This window comes from Arthrobacter sp. MOO21, assembly GCF_057369995.2.
This window is the reverse complement of the sequence record NZ_CM170671.2, coordinates 228,162-245,597: the sequence shown is the minus strand read 5'-3', so window position 1 is coordinate 245,597 and position 17,436 is coordinate 228,162. Positions and strand designations below refer to the sequence as shown.

Annotated in this window: 15 protein-coding genes; 5 read left to right on the top strand and 10 right to left on the bottom strand. The window is 67.7% G+C overall.

The genetic code is table 11. The features are described 5' to 3' along the window. Positions 1–114 precede the first annotated feature (114 nt). The 6 genes from AC2JAJ_RS01080 to AC2JAJ_RS01055 all read right to left on the bottom strand — a co-directional run bounded on the left by AC2JAJ_RS01080 (position 115) and on the right by AC2JAJ_RS01055 (position 7,157). Positions 115–846 carry a glutamine amidotransferase gene (locus AC2JAJ_RS01080; RefSeq protein ID WP_486414589.1) on the bottom strand — a complete coding sequence of 244 codons (732 nt, stop codon included), beginning with the start codon at positions 844–846 and terminating at the stop codon, positions 115–117. Between the two features lie 48 nt (positions 847–894). Beyond that, a complete protein-coding gene (locus AC2JAJ_RS01075; protein ID WP_221383915.1) occupies positions 895–1,332 on the bottom strand; it encodes a YybH family protein in 438 nt (145 codons plus the stop codon). 14 nt (positions 1,333–1,346) lie between these two features. Further along, complete coding sequence (locus tag AC2JAJ_RS01070; protein WP_374226135.1) at positions 1,347–3,155, bottom strand: acetyl/propionyl/methylcrotonyl-CoA carboxylase subunit alpha; 1,809 nt, start codon at positions 3,153–3,155, stop codon at positions 1,347–1,349. 130 nt (positions 3,156–3,285) lie between these two features. Then, positions 3,286–3,933, bottom strand: a complete 648-nt coding sequence (locus AC2JAJ_RS01065; RefSeq protein ID WP_221383914.1) for a Maf family protein — start codon at positions 3,931–3,933, stop codon at positions 3,286–3,288. A gap of 9 nt (positions 3,934–3,942) precedes the next feature. Next, positions 3,943–6,465 (bottom strand): MMPL family transporter, encoded by a 2,523-nt coding sequence (locus AC2JAJ_RS01060; RefSeq protein ID WP_486414590.1) that lies wholly within the window; start codon positions 6,463–6,465, stop codon positions 3,943–3,945. Between the two features lie 17 nt (positions 6,466–6,482). Further along, positions 6,483–7,157, bottom strand: coding sequence for a TetR/AcrR family transcriptional regulator (locus AC2JAJ_RS01055; RefSeq protein WP_486414591.1), 675 nt, complete (start codon positions 7,155–7,157; stop codon positions 6,483–6,485). Positions 7,158–7,320: 163 nt separating this feature from the next. On the opposite strand from AC2JAJ_RS01055, the gene AC2JAJ_RS01050 reads away from it, so the two are divergent. Continuing rightward, positions 7,321–7,878, top strand: coding sequence for a hypothetical protein (locus AC2JAJ_RS01050; RefSeq protein WP_486414592.1), 558 nt, complete (start codon positions 7,321–7,323; stop codon positions 7,876–7,878). Between the two features lie 78 nt (positions 7,879–7,956). Here the strand turns inward: AC2JAJ_RS01050 and AC2JAJ_RS01045 are convergent, their stop codons facing one another. From AC2JAJ_RS01045 to AC2JAJ_RS01030, 4 genes are all read right to left on the bottom strand, one after another. Then, positions 7,957–9,396, bottom strand: a complete 1,440-nt coding sequence (locus AC2JAJ_RS01045) for a dicarboxylate/amino acid:cation symporter (RefSeq protein ID WP_486414593.1) — start codon at positions 9,394–9,396, stop codon at positions 7,957–7,959. 169 nt (positions 9,397–9,565) lie between these two features. Then, entirely contained in the window at positions 9,566–11,251 is a 1,686-nt protein-coding gene (locus AC2JAJ_RS01040) for a DUF885 family protein (protein WP_501053301.1), read from the bottom strand. Positions 11,252–11,288: 37 nt separating this feature from the next. Continuing rightward, a complete protein-coding gene (locus tag AC2JAJ_RS01035) occupies positions 11,289–11,546 on the bottom strand; it encodes an acyl-CoA carboxylase subunit epsilon (protein WP_486414594.1) in 258 nt (85 codons plus the stop codon). Then, positions 11,543–13,126 carry an acyl-CoA carboxylase subunit beta gene (locus tag AC2JAJ_RS01030; RefSeq protein ID WP_473693074.1) on the bottom strand — a complete coding sequence of 528 codons (1,584 nt, stop codon included), beginning with the start codon at positions 13,124–13,126 and terminating at the stop codon, positions 11,543–11,545. Before AC2JAJ_RS01030 ends, AC2JAJ_RS01035 begins: the two co-directional genes overlap by 4 nt. A 213-nt stretch (positions 13,127–13,339) precedes the next feature. Between AC2JAJ_RS01030 and AC2JAJ_RS01025 the strand changes: the two genes are divergently transcribed. Genes AC2JAJ_RS01025 through AC2JAJ_RS01010 form a run of 4 tightly spaced genes read left to right on the top strand, consistent with a single transcriptional unit; the run spans position 13,340 to position 16,961 of the window. Then, positions 13,340–14,227, top strand: a complete 888-nt coding sequence (locus tag AC2JAJ_RS01025) for an SDR family oxidoreductase (protein ID WP_486414595.1) — start codon at positions 13,340–13,342, stop codon at positions 14,225–14,227. Positions 14,228–14,283: 56 nt separating this feature from the next. After that, entirely contained in the window at positions 14,284–15,192 is a 909-nt protein-coding gene (locus tag AC2JAJ_RS01020; protein ID WP_486414596.1) for a biotin--[acetyl-CoA-carboxylase] ligase, read from the top strand. Then, positions 15,185–15,781: a PH domain-containing protein gene (locus AC2JAJ_RS01015; RefSeq protein WP_486414597.1), complete on the top strand. Its 597-nt coding sequence runs from the start codon at positions 15,185–15,187 to the stop codon at positions 15,779–15,781. Before AC2JAJ_RS01020 ends, AC2JAJ_RS01015 begins: the two co-directional genes overlap by 8 nt. Then, the gene (locus AC2JAJ_RS01010) at positions 15,771–16,961 is read left to right on the top strand and encodes an adenylate/guanylate cyclase domain-containing protein (protein ID WP_486414598.1); all 1,191 of its coding nucleotides are present in this window, start codon (positions 15,771–15,773) and stop codon (positions 16,959–16,961) included. The genes AC2JAJ_RS01015 and AC2JAJ_RS01010 overlap by 11 nt, the downstream gene beginning before the upstream one ends. Positions 16,962–17,436: the final 475 nt, after the last annotated feature.

Genomic DNA, 17,436 nt, shown 5'->3' with positions numbered 1-17,436 from the left:
CCAGTTGGTGGCTGACATGCCCGGCTCCGCCCCCGCAAAGACGGGGGTGGAGCCGGGCATGTGCGTTAAGTGCCGGAGGTAAGCGGGCGGGAGCGCACGCGGCCTCTTACGTGCTCAGCGGGCGTAGCGCGCCACGAAGTTCTTCAGGATGTTCATCGGCTCCGTGACCGTGAACCGGCGCGCGGCGGCCATCAGGTCCTCCGCGGACTCGGGCGGGAAGTAGCCGGCGTGCCGGTAGATATCGATGCGGGTGCAGAGGCCTTCCGCATCCAGTTCCGGGTGGAACTGGGTGGCGTAGAGGTTGGTCCGGATACGGAACATATGGACCGGACAGGAGTCCGACTTTGCCAGCAGCACGGCGTGCGGGGGCAGTGAGCTGACGGCTTCCTTGTGTCCGGTGAAGGCCGTGAACGTCCGGGGCAGCCCTTGCAGAAGGGGGTCCTGCAGCCCGGCGGCGGTCAGTTCCACCTCCACTGCGCCCAGCGGTTCACCGAAGGTCCGGTCGATGACGGCGCCCTGGTGCGTGCCGAGCGTTCCCACTCCGTAGCAGGCGCCCAGGAACGGGAAGTCGCGGGCCACCAGCCCGTCCAGCAGGCCTGACAATTCCTGCTCCACCCGGTGCTGGACGGGGCTCTTGCTGTCCGGCGGGTCGCTGGAGGTGAAGGGGCTGCCGCCCACGATCACCCCGGAGTACTTCGAAAGGTCCAGCGGGGGCAGGGGAGCGGCTTCCAGCCGGACCCGGTGCAGTTCCCGCTCCTCAAGCCCGCCGTAGCGCAGGTACGCGGCGTACTCGTCCTCTGCGGCAGCATCTTCCGCACGGGAGGCGAGGAGCAGGAACGGCAGCATGTCCTAAGTCTGCATGCTGGCGGCACCTCCTGCCAGCGCGGCAGCGGATCAGGCGGCGGGCTGCGTCAGGGAACGGCGCGACTGGGGCCGCGCCGCCGGGTCCGCGTGGCGGTGAACCAGCTTCCAGTAGCCTTCCTCGCGCCGGAAGATGCTGGTGACCCGGAGCGCGAATTCCTCGGTGGCGGCCGCTCCGTCCAGACGTGCCCGGAAGTGCTCGGTTTCCAGCAGGTAGGCAGTGTCGCGGGCAGTGTAGGAGGTGACGGTGTCGAAGCCGAGCATCTCGCCGTCCTGGAACTGGCGTGCGGCCTGGTCCAGCCGGGCCTCCACCTGCGCCCAGCCGCGGGCGATGCCGCCGAAAGGGTTGGCCAGGGTGACGTCGTCCGCCCTGGAGTACAGGTCCTTGACGGGGCCAGGGTTGCCCCGGGTGATCTCGGGAACCGCCAGGTGGTAGCGGTCCACTTCTTCCTGGAAACTTGGTGCGAGCATGCCTGTGGCGCTTCCTAGTCTTCGATCGTGGCGATGATGGCGCCGGCGGAGACGGTCTCGCCGGCAGCTGCCGCCAAGCCCGTGATGGTTCCCGAGCGGTGCGCGGTCAGCGGCTGCTCCATCTTCATTGCCTCGAGGACCACCACCAGGTCGCCCTCGGACACCACGTCGCCGTGGGACACTGCCACCTTGACGATGGTTCCCTGCATCGGCGAGGTCAGCGCGTTGCCGGTGGCAGCGGCAGGGCCTGCGGAGCGCGAGCGCTTCTTGGACTTGCCGGGCTTGCCGGCAGCGGCGACCCCAGTGCCGGGTGTGCCGAGGGACGCGGGCAGGACCACCTCGAGGCGCTTGCCGCCGACTTCGACCACCACGCGCTGGCGCTCCTCAGCCGACTCGCCCTCGGCGGTGCTGTCCGGCGTCCAGGCCGGCAGGTTGTTGCTGAACTCTGTTTCAATCCAGCGGGTGTGGACCTTGAACGGCCCTTGGGCGGGTGCAAAGGCGGGATCGGTCACCACTGCGAGGTCGAACGGGATCACGGTGGGGATGCCCTCCACCACCATCTCTTCGAGGGCGCGGCGGGCGCGCTGCAGGGCCTGCGGACGGCTGGCGCCGGTGACGATGAGCTTGGACAGCATGGAGTCGAAGTTCCCGCTGATGACGTCGCCCTGCTCCACGCCGGAGTCCACCCGGACGCCGGGACCCGTCGGGTTCTTCAGGACGCGGAGGGTGCCGGGGGCCGGCAGGAAGTTCCGGCCCGGGTCCTCGCCGGTGATGCGGAACTCGATGGAGTGGCCGCGAACCTCGGGATCGCCGTAGCCAAGCTCCTCGCCGCGGGCCAGTCGGAACTGCTCGCGGACCAGATCGATGCCGGTGACTTCCTCGGAGACACAGTGCTCCACCTGGAGGCGGGTGTTCACTTCGAGGAACGAGATGGTGCCGTCCTGGCCCACCAGGAATTCACAGGTGCCGGCGCCAAGGTAGCCGGCCTCCTTCAGGATCGCCTTGGAGGATTCGTAGAGGCGGCGGTTCTGGTCCTCGGTCAGGAATGGTGCCGGAGCTTCCTCGACCAGTTTCTGGTTGCGGCGCTGGAGCGAGCAGTCGCGGGTGGACACGACCACCACGTTGCCGTAGGCGTCGGCCAGGCACTGGGTTTCGACGTGGCGCGGAGCATCCAGGAAGCGCTCGATGAAGCATTCCCCGCGGCCGAAGGCTGCCGTGGCTTCGCGCACGGCGGATTCGTAGAGTTCGGGGATTTCCTCGCGGGTGCGGGCCACCTTGATGCCGCGGCCGCCGCCACCGAACGCCGCCTTGATGGCGACGGGCAGGCCGTGCCGGTCCACGAAGTCCAGGACCTCGTCCGCGGACTCCACGGGGTCGGCTGTGCCGGGCACCAGGGGAGCGCCAACCTTTTCGGCGATGTGCCGGGCCTGGACCTTGTCGCCCAGCGCGGAGATGGCCTCGGGGGAGGGGCCGATCCAGGTGATGCCGGCCTCGATCACGCGGGCGGCGAACTGGGCGTTTTCGGCCAGGAACCCGTACCCGGGGTGGATGGCATCCGCGCCGGACTGGCGGGCGGCGTCGATGATCTTATCCATCACCAGGTAGGACTCGGCGGCGGTGCTGCCGCCGAGGGCGTAGGCCTCGTCAGCCAGGCGGACGTGCAGTGCGTCGCGGTCCGGGTCGGCGTAGACCGCCACGGAGGCGATACCTTCATCCCGGGCCGCCCGAATGATCCGTACGGCGATTTCGCCGCGGTTCGCGATCAGCACCTTTGTGAGGCTCGGCTGCGTGGTTCCTGCGGACTGCTCCAAATTTGCTGACAAGGCGTCTCCTTCTTTCCTTCAGGGAGCCTAGCGCGGTTTTGGAGGTTCCGCCGATATTACTTGCGGAATCCGCGTGTAAACCAGCCCTGCTTTGTAGGGATGCTACAAGCGGTTCCGAAAAAGGGTGCCTTTACCGCGGGGGCCACAGGTCCGTGATGCGCACGTTGGCGGCTGCCAGCAGGCCCCGGAGCGTCGAGACGGAAAGGCCGACGACGGCGTGCGGGTCGCCGTCCACCTTCCGGATGAAGGCCCCGCCCAGGCCGTCGATGGTGAAGGAGCCGGCGCAATGCAGCGGCTCGCCCGTGGCGATGTAGGCATCGATCTCGGTGGCGTCCATCTCCTGGAAGAAGACCTCGGCGGAGGCGACCGCCCCCAAAGTCGCGCCCGATCCCTCGGCATCCCCGCCGGCGTCGGCCTCCGTGTCCCGGCAGTCCACCAGCCAGTGCCCCGTGTGCAGCACCCCCGTGCTGCCGCTCATCCGCAGCATCCGTTCCCGCGCGACGTCCGGCGTGTAGGGCTTGCCGTGCGCCTCGCCGTCGAACTCGAAGACGGAGTCGCAGCCCAGCACCAGGGCGCCTTCGGCTTCCGGCAGCGACGCCACGGCTTCGGCCTTGGCCCGGGCCAGCAGCAGCGCCGTGTCGTGCGGGTCGGTGACGCCGTACCGTTCCTGGACGGCGGCCTCGTCGACGTCGGAAACCAGCACGGTGTGCCGGATGCCGGCCTCGGCCAGGAGCTTGGTGCGGGCGGGGGACTGGGAAGCGAGAATCAGGCGGACCACGGGTTCAGCCTAGTGGACCAGCTCGGCGGACGCCGGAGCGCCCTGGCCGCGGTTGAGCTTGGCGCCCTCCACGTCCACGTCCGGCAGGATCCGGTCCAGCCAGCGCGGCAGCCACCAGGACTTGCTGCCCAGCAGGTACATGACGGCCGGGACGATGGTCATGCGCACCACGAAGGCATCGAACAGGACCCCGAAGGCCATGGCGAAGCCGAGCGGCCGGACCATGGTGAGGTGGCTGAAAATGAAGCCGGAGAAGACGCTGACCATGATGATCGCCGCGGCGGTCACCACAGCGGCGGCATGCCGGAAGCCCACCCGGACCGCTTCCTTGGCGGTGGAGCCGTGCATGTAGGCCTCGCGCATGCCGGAAGCGATGAACACCTGGTAGTCCATGGCCAGGCCGAACAGCACGCCGATCAGGATGATGGGCAGGAAGCTGAGTACCGCGCCGGGGTTCGCGACGTCGAAGATGTTTCCCAGCCAGCCCCACTGGTACACGGCCACCACGGCCCCGAATGCGGCGGACAGGGAGAGCAGGAAGCCGCCCGTGGCCAGCAGCGGAACCACGATGGAGCGGAACACCAGCAGCAGCAGGACCAGGGAGAGCCCGACGACGATCGCCAGGTAGGGCGGCAGGGCGTCACCGAGCTTGGTGGAGACGTCCACGTTGCCGGCAGTCTGCCCGGTCAGGCCCATGGCAACGTCATAGTCGGCCTTGATGTCGCTGTTGAGGCCACGCAGGTCCGAAACCACCCGGACGGTGCTGGCACTGGCCGGGCCCTCCTGGGGGATGACCTGGAAGACGGCGGTGCGGCGGTCTTCGCTGAGCGCCACCGGCACGGCGGCCACCACGTTGTCCACGGCGCGGAGCTTGTCCGCGATGTCGTACTGCAGCTTCTGTGCCTGGGCTTCGTCCAGGTCCGCGGGGAACTCGCCGACCGCCACGATGGGGCCGGTGACGCCTTCGCCGAAGCTGCGGGCGGTCAGGTCGTAGGCCTGGTACGCCTCGGACTCGACGGGCTCGGAGCCGCCGTCGGGAAGGGCCAGCTGCAGCTGGGTGGCGGGAAGGGCCAGGGTGCCCAGGAGGAGGACACCGGCCACCAGCGCTGCCCACGGGTGCTTGGTGACCAGGCCGCCCCAGCCGCGGGTGCTGCGCTCGCGGTCGACGGCGTCATCTGCCGCTTCGTGGCCGGGCTCGGCGTTGTGCGCTTCGGCCTTTGCCCAGGCCCGCTTGGAGATGATGCGGCGGCCGATCAGGGACAGCATGGCGGGGGTCAGGGTGATGGCAACGAGCACGGCCACGGCTACGGTGCCCGCGGCGGCAAGGCCCATGACGGTGAGGAACGGAAGCCCCGGGACCACCAGCGCAGTAAGGGCGATAATCACGGTGAGGCCTGCGAAGACGACGGCGTTGCCGGAGGTTCCGTTGGCCCTGGCGACGGACTCTTCGGGGTCCATGCCGGCCAGGAGCTGGGTCCGGTGCCGGTTGACGATGAACAGCGAATAGTCGATGCCCACGGCGAGGCCCAGCATGAGCGCCAGCATGGGGGAGATTGAACTCATGTCAAAGAGCCCGGAGAGGGCGAAGGTGACCCCGACGCCGACTCCCACGCCGATGATGGCCATCAGCAGCGGAAGCCCGGCGGCGATCAGGGTGCCCAGCATGAGGATCAGGACGAGGGCGGCCACGGCGATGCCGACGACCTCAGCGGTGCCGAACAACGCAGAAATGTCCTCGGTGATTTCCTTGCTGGCCAGCGCGGTGACGCCGGCCGCGGACGTCCCGTGGGCGATGTCCTGCACCTGTTTCCGGACCACCGGGCCCAGGCCGTTGATGGAGGTCTTGAACTGCACCTGTGCCACGGCGGCCTTGTTGTCTTCGGAAACGAAGCGGATGGCCGAGGCTGCCTGGGCCTGGCGCTTGCCGAGTTCCAGCTTGGCCCTGTTGGCCTCCAGTTCCTGGGTGCCGGCGTCGAGCTTTGCCTGGCCGGCTGCCAGCGCTGCCTTCTGCTGGCCCAGCTGTGCGTCGACCAGGGCTGCCGGTGCGCCGGCAGCGGTGAGCTGCTGCTCGGCTGCGGCCAGCTGCGCCTTGCCGGCCTCCAGCTGTGCCCTGGCGGCGTCGAGCTGCCCCTGGCCTGCCGCCAGCTGCTGTTCGCCGTCGGTGACGGCCTTGCCCGCCTGGTCCACCTGGGCCTGGGTTGCGAACGGGTCGACCGTGCCGCGCACCTCGGGAAGGGTCTGGAGCTTCTTCAAGGCATCCGTCACTGCCGCCCGGCTCTCAGCCGTGAAACCGCCGTCGGGGGCTTCGAAAACGATCGTGGCGCTGCCGCCGGAGGCTGAGGGCAGCTCCTGCTTGAGCTTGTCCGCGATCCGCTGGGTTTCGGTCCCCGGGATCTGGAAGTTGTTGGAAAGGGTGCCGTGGAAAGCTGCGGCTGATCCGCCCACGGCCACCAGTACGGCGAGCCAGAGCGAGATGACCAGCCAGCGGTGGCGGTAGGAGAACGTGCCGAGCCGGTAGAGGAGGAGTGCCATGCGCAGGGCCGATCTGATCAGGAGGAACGGGAAGCGGAAAGGAATGCAGGGTTGGTGAAGCCGGTGCCCAGCAGGGCCATGGAATCGATGAGCAGCTGGCGGAGCTCGGCCAGGGAGGAGGGCGTCAGGTCCGGCCCGCGCCGGTTGAACCAGACCTCCATGGCAGCCTTGCCGCAGGAGATGATGGAGCCGGCCAGGGCGTGGACGTACAGCTCATCCTGTTCAGCGCCGCCGCCCAGCCGCTCCCGCGCGACGTCGAAAACCTGGGCCCTGCAGTGGTCCCAGGCCTCAAGTTCGCTGTGCTGCATGAGCGGGCTCTGCTGGGTGAGGGTGAACAGCTCCGCCAGGGGGGCCACGGCTTGAGGGTCGGCGAGGGCCGTCAGGGCCGCCTGCGCTGACTCGAGCAGTGGCTCATCGGCGGGCCGAAGCCGCAGTTGCTGGATGGCGTTGTCCAGGAAGCCGTGCACGATGGAGGCAAGTGCGGCGTCCGTGCTGCCGAAGTAGTTGAAGAAGGTGCGGCGCGAGATCCCTGCCGCGTCCGCGATGTCCTCCACGGTGAAGTTCCCCGGGCCCTTGGCGCGCAGGAGCCCGAGGGCAGCATCTGTAATGGCTTGCCGGGTGGCGGCCTTGTTGAGTTCGCGGCGGGATGGTGCGGCAGGTTCGCTGTCGCCGGGTGAAGTCGCGGAAGTCACGGAATTACACTACGTGCAACTTTGCACTCAGGGCAACTTAGATTCACAGCAGAACGAAAGGTTCCCAACAGGCTCTCCAGAAGCTGGCCGCCGATGCTGGAGGTGTCTCGAAAGAGGCAGACCATCCGCCGTCAAGCGACGGCCCATCGAGGAGACAACGAAGATGACACGCACGAAGAAAATGACCCTGGGCCTGTCAGCGGCTGCGCTGGCACTGGCAGGCGGGATCGGGATGGCCGGGATGGCATCGGCCACCACCACGGCGCCTGCGCCGGCACCGACCACGAGTTCCAGCGCCCCGGCTGATGGCAACACCGCGCCGGACGGCATGGGGCGGCACGGTGGCCGCGGTGGCCACGGTCCCGTACAGGCTTCCGAGCTGGCAGCCAAGCTGGGCGTCGATGAGGCCAAGGTGACCGACGCGCTGAAGGCCTTCCGTGAGGCCAACAAGCCCACCACGCCCCCGGCAGAGGGCCAGAGGCCGGACCCCGCCGCCCGTGAGGCGGCGCTGGCCAAATCGCTGGCCGAATCCCTGGGCATCGACGAATCGAAGGTGACCGCAGCCCTGCAGGAACTGCGCGCCGAGGAGCAGGCCGAGCATGCGGCTGAGCTCAAGGCCAGGCTGGACAAGGCCGTGGCGGACGGGAAGTTGACGCAGGCTGAAGCCGACGCCGTCACGAAGGCCGTGCAGAACGGCATCATCGGAGGCGGCGGGCGTTAACGCAAGGAAGTCCCCGGGAATCTGAGGCGTTCAGATTCCCGGGGACTTCCCGGAGCACCCTGCGGTTACCGGTTGAGGCTAGGCCTTGGCATCCTGCAGTTCGCGGGATGCGGTGTCGGCGCTGTTTCCGTCGGTGGCGGTGCGGTCATTGGCTGCGTCCTCTTCAACGAAGGGGGTGCCGTTGCGGGGCGCGTTGTAGAGCGACTCGTCCAGGATGCCCTGGCGCTTTGCCACGATGGTGGGGACCAGGGCCTGGCCTGCCACGTTGACGGCGGTACGGCCCATATCCAGGATGGGGTCGATGGCCAGCAGGAGGCCGACGCCGGCCAGCGGCAGGCCCAGCGTGGAGAGCGTCAGCGTGAGCATGACGACGGCGCCGGTGGTTCCGGCGGTTGCCGCGGAGCCCAGCACGGAGACCAGGGCAATCAGCAGGTACTGGCTGAAGTCGAGCTGGATGCCGAAGAACTGGGCCACGAAGATCGCCGATACGGCGGGGTAGATGGCGGCGCAGCCGTCCATCTTGGTGGTGGCGCCCAGCGGGACGGCGAAGGATGCATAGGCGCGGGGGACGCCCAGGCTGCGCTCGGTGACCCGCTGGGTCAGCGGAAGGGTTCCCACCGAGGAGCGGGAGACGAAGGCCAGCTGGACGGCGGGCCACACGCCGGAGAAGTACTGCTTGATGGACAGGCCGTGGCTGCGGACCAGGACGGGGTAGACCGCGAAGAGCACCAGGGCCAGGCCGATGTAAATGGCGACAGTGAACTTGCCGAGCGAACCGATGGTGTCCCAGCCATACACGGCCACGGCGTTGCCGATGAGGCCGACAGTGCCCAGCGGCGCGATCCGGATGATCCACCAGAGGACCTTCTGGATGACGGCCAGGGCAGAGGCGTTGAGCTTGAGGAAGGGCTCTGCGGCCTTGCCCACCTTCAGGGCGGCGACGCCCACTGCAATGGCGATGACCAGGATCTGGAGGACGTTGAAGCTGACGGAGGTGGTGACGGCGCCGGATTCGGCAACGGTGGAACTGGCACCCAGGCCGAGGAAGTTCTTGGGGAACAGGCCGACCAGGAAGGACCACCAGTCACCGGACTTGCCGGAGTATTTGGCCTCGCCGGTGATCCCGGTGTTGGCGCCTGGCTGCAGCAGGACGCCCAGGCCGATGCCGATCAGCACGGCGATCAGGGACGTGATGGCGAACCAGAGGAGCGTGTTCCATGCCAGCCTTGCGGCGTTGGACACCTGGCGGAGGTTGGAGATGGAGCTGACGACGGCCGTGAAAACCAGGGGAACGACGGCGGTCTGCAGCAGGGAGACGTAGCTGGAGCCGATGGTCTGCAGCGTCGCGCCGAGACCGTTCGGGTTGGCCTTGGTGCTGCCGGTGTACTTGGCCAGCAGGCCAAGCCCCAGGCCCACGATGAGGGCGGCGATGATCTGGAAGCCAAACGAGCCGGCCCACTTGGGCAGCTGGAATGCGGTCTTCCCGGAGGATGCGGGGTTGCTGGTAGAAGTGCTCACCAGAACAAGCTAGACGGCATGCACATACCACGTCGAAAGAACATTGAGAAATATTACGCGCGAAAGAATGCCGGCGGAGCTGGCAAACCCCGCCAAATCAGGGCTTGCAGCCCGGTTTGTTACTTATTCCCGGCATGGATGTGCTTAATGTCTCGCGGAGCAGGGCGCGCTACCCAAGCAGCGCCCGGCGCAGGGTGTCGAGTCCCACGGAGCCGATGTTAAGGGCCTTGGTATGGAACTCCTTGAGGTCGAACCCTGGCCGTGCCTCGAGTTCGGCGCGGATCTGTTCCCAGAGGCGCTGGCCGACCTTGTAGGAGGGGGCCTGGCCGGGCCAGCCGAGGTAGCGGATGAATTCGAAGTTGAGCTGGCCTTCGCTGATGGGAAGGTTCTGCTGGAGGAACGCGTAGCCCTTGTCGGCGGTCCACGTGCCGGAGCCCCACCGTTCCGGCATGTCGAGTTCGAGGTGGACGCCGATGTCGAAGACCACGCGCGCGGCGCGCATGCGCTGCATGTCCAGCATGCCCATGTGGTCGCCGGGGTCCTTGAGGTAGCCCAGTTCCTGCATCAGCTTTTCTGCGTAGAGTGCCCACCCTTCGCCGTGGCCGGAGGTCCAGCACACGTTCCGCCGCCACTTGTTCAGCAGCTCGCGCCGGTAGGTGGCGGTGGCTATTTGCAGGTGGTGGCCCGGGACGCCTTCGTGGTACACGGTGGTGGTTTCGGCCCAGGTGGTGAACGTGTCCTCGCCGGCGGGGACGGACCACCACATGCGCCCGGGCCGGCTGAAGTCCTCGGACGGGCCCGTGTAGTAGATGCCGCCCTCGTCCGTGGGGGCGATCCGGCATTCGAGTTTCTTCATCACGTCGGGGATGTCGAAGTGAACCCCTGCCAGCTCCGCGATGGCCTTGTCGGAGAGTTCCTGCATCCAGGTGCGCAGGGCGTCGGTGCCTTTGAGCTGCCGGGCCGGATCGTTATCCAGGATCTCCTTGGCTTCGGCGATGGTGGCGCCGGCCTTGATCGTGGCGGCCACCTGTTCCTGTTCCGCGATCAGCCGGTCCAGTTCCTGCACGCCCCAGGCATACGTTTCCTCCAGGTCCACCTCGGCGCCCAGGAAGGAACGGGACGCCAGGGCGTAGCGGGCCTTGCCGACCGCATCTTTTTCCGGCGCGGCGGGCAGCAGTTCGGTGCGGAGGAACTCCGCCAGCCGCGTGTATGCGTTGCGGGCGGCGCCGGCGCCGGCGTCGAGCCTGTCCTGCAGCGCGGCGGGCAACGGGCCGGCAGCCGTGGCGGCCCCTGCCGCGAGTTTGGCGAAGAAGCCGTCCGGCGCCGCGTACTTGGCGACCTGTTCAATGACAATCCGCACCTGGCGTGCTGCGGCTACCTTGCCGGCGTCGCGGGCCATGCGCAGGGATTCCATGTAGCCGTCCAGTGCCGCGGGAACGTTCTGCGCGCGGCCGGCGATGTGCTCCCAGTCCCGTTCGGCGGCCGTGGGCATGAGGTCGAAGATGGCGCGGATGTCCTGGGCGGGCGAGGCGATGTTGTTCAGCTCCGCGTACTCCCATCCGGAGGCGTGGATCAGCAGCTGCAGGCCGAGGCGTTCCCGCATCGCGTCGAGCGTGACGGCGTCCACGTCATCCTCCGGCTCCAGGCCCTCCAGCGCGGCCAGGGCATCCCGCGCGGCCTCAGCGAATCCGGCGATGCCGGCAGGGGAGAAGTCCTGGTATTCCGTCTCGTGCCCGGGCAGGCCAAGGGTGGTGGCCAGGGTCGGGTTGAGCCGGATCAGGGTGTCCGTATACGCGTCCGCGACGGCGTCAATCCGGGTGTGCGGACGGGAAGCGGGTGCAGTCTCGATAGTCACCTCCCGAGCCTAACCCCGGCAGTGCCGTGGGTGGGGGTTACCGGCCGCTGCGTTTCCAGGCTCCCGGCCCCGGCGTGGGGGCGAGACGCAGCTGTTGCCTGCGCACCCAGTGCCGGACGCTCGGGGCGCCTGCCTTGGCGGGGGCAGGGACGCCGAGGGAAAGGACGACGGCGGTCAGGGCGGCGAGTTCCTCGGCGTTCGGCTGCCCTTTGACAACCGAGAGCAGGGGAGCGGCCTGGGCTTCCGGGGCTTCGGCGGCCGCCGCCTTGGATTCGTGCCCGTGTGCCGCGGTCACAGCGGGATGTTCCCGTGCTTCTTGGCGGGCAGGCTGGCGCGCTTGTCGCGCAGTGCCCGCAGTCCCTTGATGATCTGGATGCGGGTATCGGAGGGAGCGATCACGGCGTCCACGTAGCCGAGTTCGGCCGCCTGGTAGGGGTTCAGGAGCTCTTCCTCGTACTGCCGGATGACTTCGGCGCGGCGGGCCTCGACGTCCCCGCCGTCCTTGGCGACCGCAGCGAGGTCGCGGCGGTAGAGGATGTTGACGGCGCCCTGGGCGCCCATCACGCCGATCTGGGCCGTGGGCCAGGCCAGGTTCAGGTCGGCGCCGAGCTTCTTGGAACCCATCACGATGTACGCCCCGCCGTAGGCCTTGCGGGTGATGACGGTGAGCTTGGGGACGGTGGCTTCGGCGTAGGCGTAGAGGAGTTTGGCGCCGCGGCGGATGATGCCCTGGAATTCCTGGTCCTTGCCGGGCAGGAAGCCGGGAACGTCCACGAGCGTGATGATCGGGATGTTGAAGGCGTCGCAGTGCCGCACGAAGCGGGCTGCCTTCTCCGAGGCGGCGATGTCCAGGGTTCCGGCGAACTGCAGGGGCTGGTTGGCCACGATGCCCACCGTGTGGCCCTCCACCCGGCCGTAGCCGATCATCACGTTGGGGGCGTACAGGGCCTGCATCTCCAGGAAATGCCCGTCGTCCACTATTTGCTCGACGACGGCGCGCATGTCGTAGGGCTGGTTGGCGGAATCCGGCACCAGCGCATCCAGGGCGAGGTCGTCGTCGTCGATTTCCAGCTCCTGCTGGTGGCCCAGCACGGGCGCCTCGGACAGGTTGTTGGACGGCAGGAAATCCAGCAGTTCGCGCACGAACTCGATGGCGTCGGTTTCGTCGGACGCCAGGTAGGTGGACGTGCCGGTGGTGGCGTTGTGCTGCCGGGCGCCGCCCAGGGTTTCCATGTCCACGTCTTCGCCCGTGACGGTCTTGATGACGTCGGGGCCAGTGATGAACATGTGCGAGGTCTTGTCCACCATCACCACGTAGTCGGTGAGCGCGGGGGAGTAGGCGGCGCCGCCCGCGGAGGGGCCCATGATGAGTGAGATCTGCGGTACCACGCCGCTGGCGTGGACGTTGTTGCGGAAGATGTCCGCGAACATGGCCAGCGAGGCAACGCCTTCCTGGATGCGGGCGCCGCCGCCGTCCAGGATGCCGACCACAGGGCAGCCGTTGCGCAGTGCGAACTCCTGCACCTTGACGATTTTTTCGCCGTTGACCTGGCTTAGCGATCCGCCGTAGACCGTGAAGTCCTGGCTGTAGACCGCCACCAGCCGGCCATCCACCGTGCCGTAGCCGGACACCAGGCCATCGCCGAGCGGCTTCTTCTTTTCCATGCCGAAGGCTGTGGAGCGGTGCACTGCCAGGGCGTCGAATTCGACGAACGAGTCTTCGTCGAGCAGGAGTTCGATGCGCTCGCGGGCCGTGTTCTTGCCGCGGGCATGCTGCTTTTCGATGGCCTCGGGGCCGGAGGGTTGTTCTGCACGCGCCTGGCGGTCGCGGAAATCGGCGATCTTTCCCGCTGTCGTTGTCAGATCGTGGCTCATCAAGTGTCTCCGGCTCTGTTGCAGATTGGTTCTGTTCGCTGGCGGGTCCGGCGCTGCGAGATTAAGTAGCATCCACACAAAAGACGAACCCTGGTGGCAAGTCTAGTGACGGTTTGGACACCCACAGCTGTAGGGAACCTACAATTTTCTGCCGATCCGGCACCCCGCGCGCAATGTTACTCACCGGTAACTTGCCTGGGTTACAGTGTTTCCATGACTTCAAGCGATGAGGCTTTGCCCGCTTCCGGCAGCCCGTACCAGGCCTCCGGCACCCTCGCCGGACGTACGCTCCTGATCTCCGGCGGAAGCCGCGGCATAGGCCTTGCCATAGCCAGGAGGGCTGCCCGGGACGGGGCCAACATCGTGCTCCTGGCCAAGACCGGGGAACCCCACCCCAAGCTGGCAGGCACGGTATTCACTGCCGCGGAGGAACTGGTGCAGGCAGGCGGCCAGGCATTGCCGCTGGTGGGCGACGTCCGCCGGGACGAGGATGTGGCAGGGGCTGTGGCGGCGGCTGTGGAGCGCTTCGGCGGCGTCGACATCGTCATCAACAACGCCTCCGCCATCGACCTGTCCACCACGGACAACCTGGACATGAAAAAGTACGACCTGATGCAGGACATCAATGTGCGCGGTACCTTCCTGCTGTCCAAGCTGGCGCTGCCCGCCCTGCGCGCCTCGGCGCAGCCGCACATCCTGACGCTCTCGCCGCCGCTTAACCTCGATCCCCACTGGGCAGGGAAGCACCTTGCCTACACCATGGCGAAATACGGGATGAGCCTGACGACGCTGGGGCTGGCCGAGGAACTGAAGGAGGACGGCATCAGGGTCAATTCGCTGTGGCCGTGCACCCTGATCGACACCGCGGCCATCAGGAACATGCCCCACGGCGACACGATGGTACTGGCTGCCCGCGGGCCGCAGATCATGGCCGACGCCGCCCACGCGGTCCTGACCGGAGGCAACCTCCATGCCGGCGCCGCCGCTACCGGAAACTTCTACACGGACGAGCAGGTCCTGGCGGCAGCAGGAGTGGCGGACTTCCGCCCCTACAGTCTTGGGGCACCGGAGGACCAGCTGGTTCCGGACATCTTCCTCTAGCGCCTGCGCCCGGGCTGTACGGCGCCTGGCGGGATTTGGCTCGGTAGGATTTAGCTATGGACGACGCACACGCACCGGGCACCCCCCTGGACAGAAGTGACCTGGCCGACGAGCGCTTCCTCTCGGCTGCGGGGATTCCCCGGATCGACGTCGTTGACTCCACCGGCTCCACGAATGCCGACCTCCTCCGCTTCGTCGCGGTCGAGCCTGCGGCCTGGCCGGACCTGTCCGTCCTCACCGCCGAATACCAGACCGCCGCCAGGGGACGCCTGGACCGGCGCTGGGAAGCGCCGCCGCTGAGCTCTGTGTCCGTCTCGGTGGTCCTGCGCCCCGTCAACGCCGACCGCCGGCCCCTTCCCACCCAGAGCTACTCCTGGCTGTCCCTGATCGCGGCCCTGGCGCTGCGCGAGACACTCGTGGAAACGGCAGGCCTCCCCGCCGAACTCAAGTGGCCCAACGACGTCCTGGTGCGGGGACGCAAGATTGCCGGCATCCTGGCCCAGCTTGGTCCCATGGCGGACGGCAGCGTCCCGCCGGTCATCCTCGGTACAGGGCTGAACGTGACCCTGGGCGAAAAAGACCTGCCGGTCCCCACGGCGACGTCGGTGCTCCTGGAAGGGGCGCGCACCACGGACCGTACCGCCCTCCTCAAGAGCTACCTGTCCCACTTCGCGGTCCTGTACCGCAGTTTCTGCAATGCCGACGGCGACCCCACCGCGGGCATGGCAGGCGGCCCCTCACTGCACAAACGGGTGGAAGCAGCCATGGTGACACTCGGCAAGCAGGTGCGGGCACAGCTTCCCGGCGACCATGAGATCATCGGACACGCCACCAGGCTGGACGACTATGGTTCCCTGCTCGTGGTGGACAAGGACTCCCACGAACACGTGGTGACAGCGGGGGACGTGGTGCACCTGCGGCCGTGGAATGCGCCTGAAGAACCCGGCGAAGGCGGCTATGCGTAAAGGCCTCGTCCCGGGCGAGCAAGTCATAGTCACCACCCGCCCGCAGCCGAGGAAACTCGCCGGACCAGCCCTGGCCTTCGTGCTGGCACCCGCACTGGCCGCCTTCGCCTCCGCCTGGATCATCCGCGGTGGCGCCCGCGCGGTGCCGGCCCTCGGCGCCAGGGGGACGCCCTGGCTGGTGGCTGCCTGCGTTGCAGCGGCCGCAGCGGTGTGGCTCGGCTACTGCCTGCCCCGGCTGCTCCGCTGGCACAGCACCCGCTACACGCTGACCAGCCGGCGGATGGTGGCCCGCTACGGCATCCTGAACCGCCGGGAGCAGCAGGTCAATCTCGCCTCGGTGCGCAACCTGGGAGTCCACGAGACGCTCCTGCAACGCCTGGTGCGGTCCGGGAATATATCCTTGGAGACCGGGTACCAGGGCGTGGTGGTCTTCCGCGACGTACCCGAGGTCTCCAGGTTCCGGGACTTTATCCTCGATGCCATCGGGGAACTGCCGGACGACGACGACGCAGGGCCGGATGCAGCGGGGCAATACGCAGCCGGGGCTTTACCGGAAAGTATGAGAGAAGGTGGACGGGATGAACGATGAGGACCAGCAGGAACGCATGAACAGCATCGCCCCTGACACCCGCTCCGTTGACACGGCCTCCTTTGAATACTCCGCGACATCGCCGGAACCCGCCGCACCGCCGCCCGGCGTCGACCGGCATCCCGCCACAGGCGCCATGTCCGCCGAGCGGCTGGCCATGAAAGCGCTCGAAGCCCGGCTCCTCGGCGGCGAACGCAAGCTCCGCCGTCGTGAAGTCGCAGCCGGTGCCGGCCTCTCACTGCTCTCTGCTCGGAAACTCTGGCGCGCCCTTGGCTTCCCCAACTTCGGGGACGATGACGTGGCCTTCACTGAACGTGACCAGGCGGCCCTGTCCACTGTGGTGGACCTGGTCCGTGCCGGCAAGCTGACCGAGGAAGCGGCGATTTCCGTCACCCGCGCCATCGGCCAGATGACCGACCGCATGGTGGTCTGGCAGATCGAGGCCCTGGTGGAGGACATGGTCCACGAGCAGGGCGTCACGGACGCGGTGGCCCGCAAACGCCTGGTCAACGAACTTCCCGCCCTGGTGGACGCACTCGAGGAGGTGCTGGTCTACTCCTGGCGCCGCCAACTCAATGCCGGAGTCCAGCGGCTCGCGGTGCGGGCCGAGGCCGGCCTGCAGGCAAGCGAAGAGGGCCGGGAGGGCGACGAGGACGACGCGCCGCTGCCCCTGGCCCGCGCGGTCGGCTTCGCCGACCTGGTCTCCTACACCAGCCTGTCCCGCCGGATGAATGAGAAGACCCTCGCCCGGCTGGTCCAGCGCTTCGAAAACAAGTGCGCGGAAATCATCTCGGTGGGCGGCGGCCGGCTGGTCAAGACCGTCGGCGACGAAGTCCTCTACATTGCCGAAACCCCGGCGGCCGGCGCCGAGATCTCGCTCGCCCTGGCCGAGGCCTTCACCGAGGACGAGATCCTGCCCGAAGCCCGGGTGGCGATGGTCTGGGGCCGCATCCTGTCCCGGCTCGGGGACATCTACGGCCCCACGGTCAACCTCGCCGCACGCCTGACCAGCCTTGCCGACCCGGGCACCGTCCTGGTGGACTCGATGACCGCGTCGGCCCTGGAACATGACGAACGGTTCATCATGATCCCGCAGCCGCCGGAAAACGTCCGCGGCTTCGGCGAAATCCGGCCGGTCCGCCTTACGCGCGGCCGTGGCAAGGGCCTGGTCCTGGACTAGGAATTCCAGACTGGAAACGGGGCTGCCGTGGCAACCGCCGCCGCTGCACTGAATTTATCCACTTGTTGGTGGATTGGCGGTATTGTTGTGGTGCCCGGCTCCTGAGGAAGCCGGCCGGCCGTAGGCCACATATTTTCGGGGGATTCAAGGAATGAAACGTCGCGGACAAACGCGCGCCCAAAGCCCTGCCACAGGGGTGCCGGCATGGCGCCGCCTGCTGCGCTCCCGCCGCCTTGCCGGGACGGCGTTTGGTGTTGTTTTGGCTGTTGTGGTGACGGGTGCTGTGTTGTATCCGGGGTTTAAGACCACTGAGGTGGAGTTGAACGACGGTGGCGTGTGGGTGGTCAGTAAGTCGAAGAATGCGGTGGGGCGGTTGAATTATCCGTCGCGTGTTTTGGATGGTGCGGTGACGCCGGCGTCGGCGACGTTTGATGTGTTGCAGCATGCGGGTGAGGTGTTTGTTGATGATGAGACT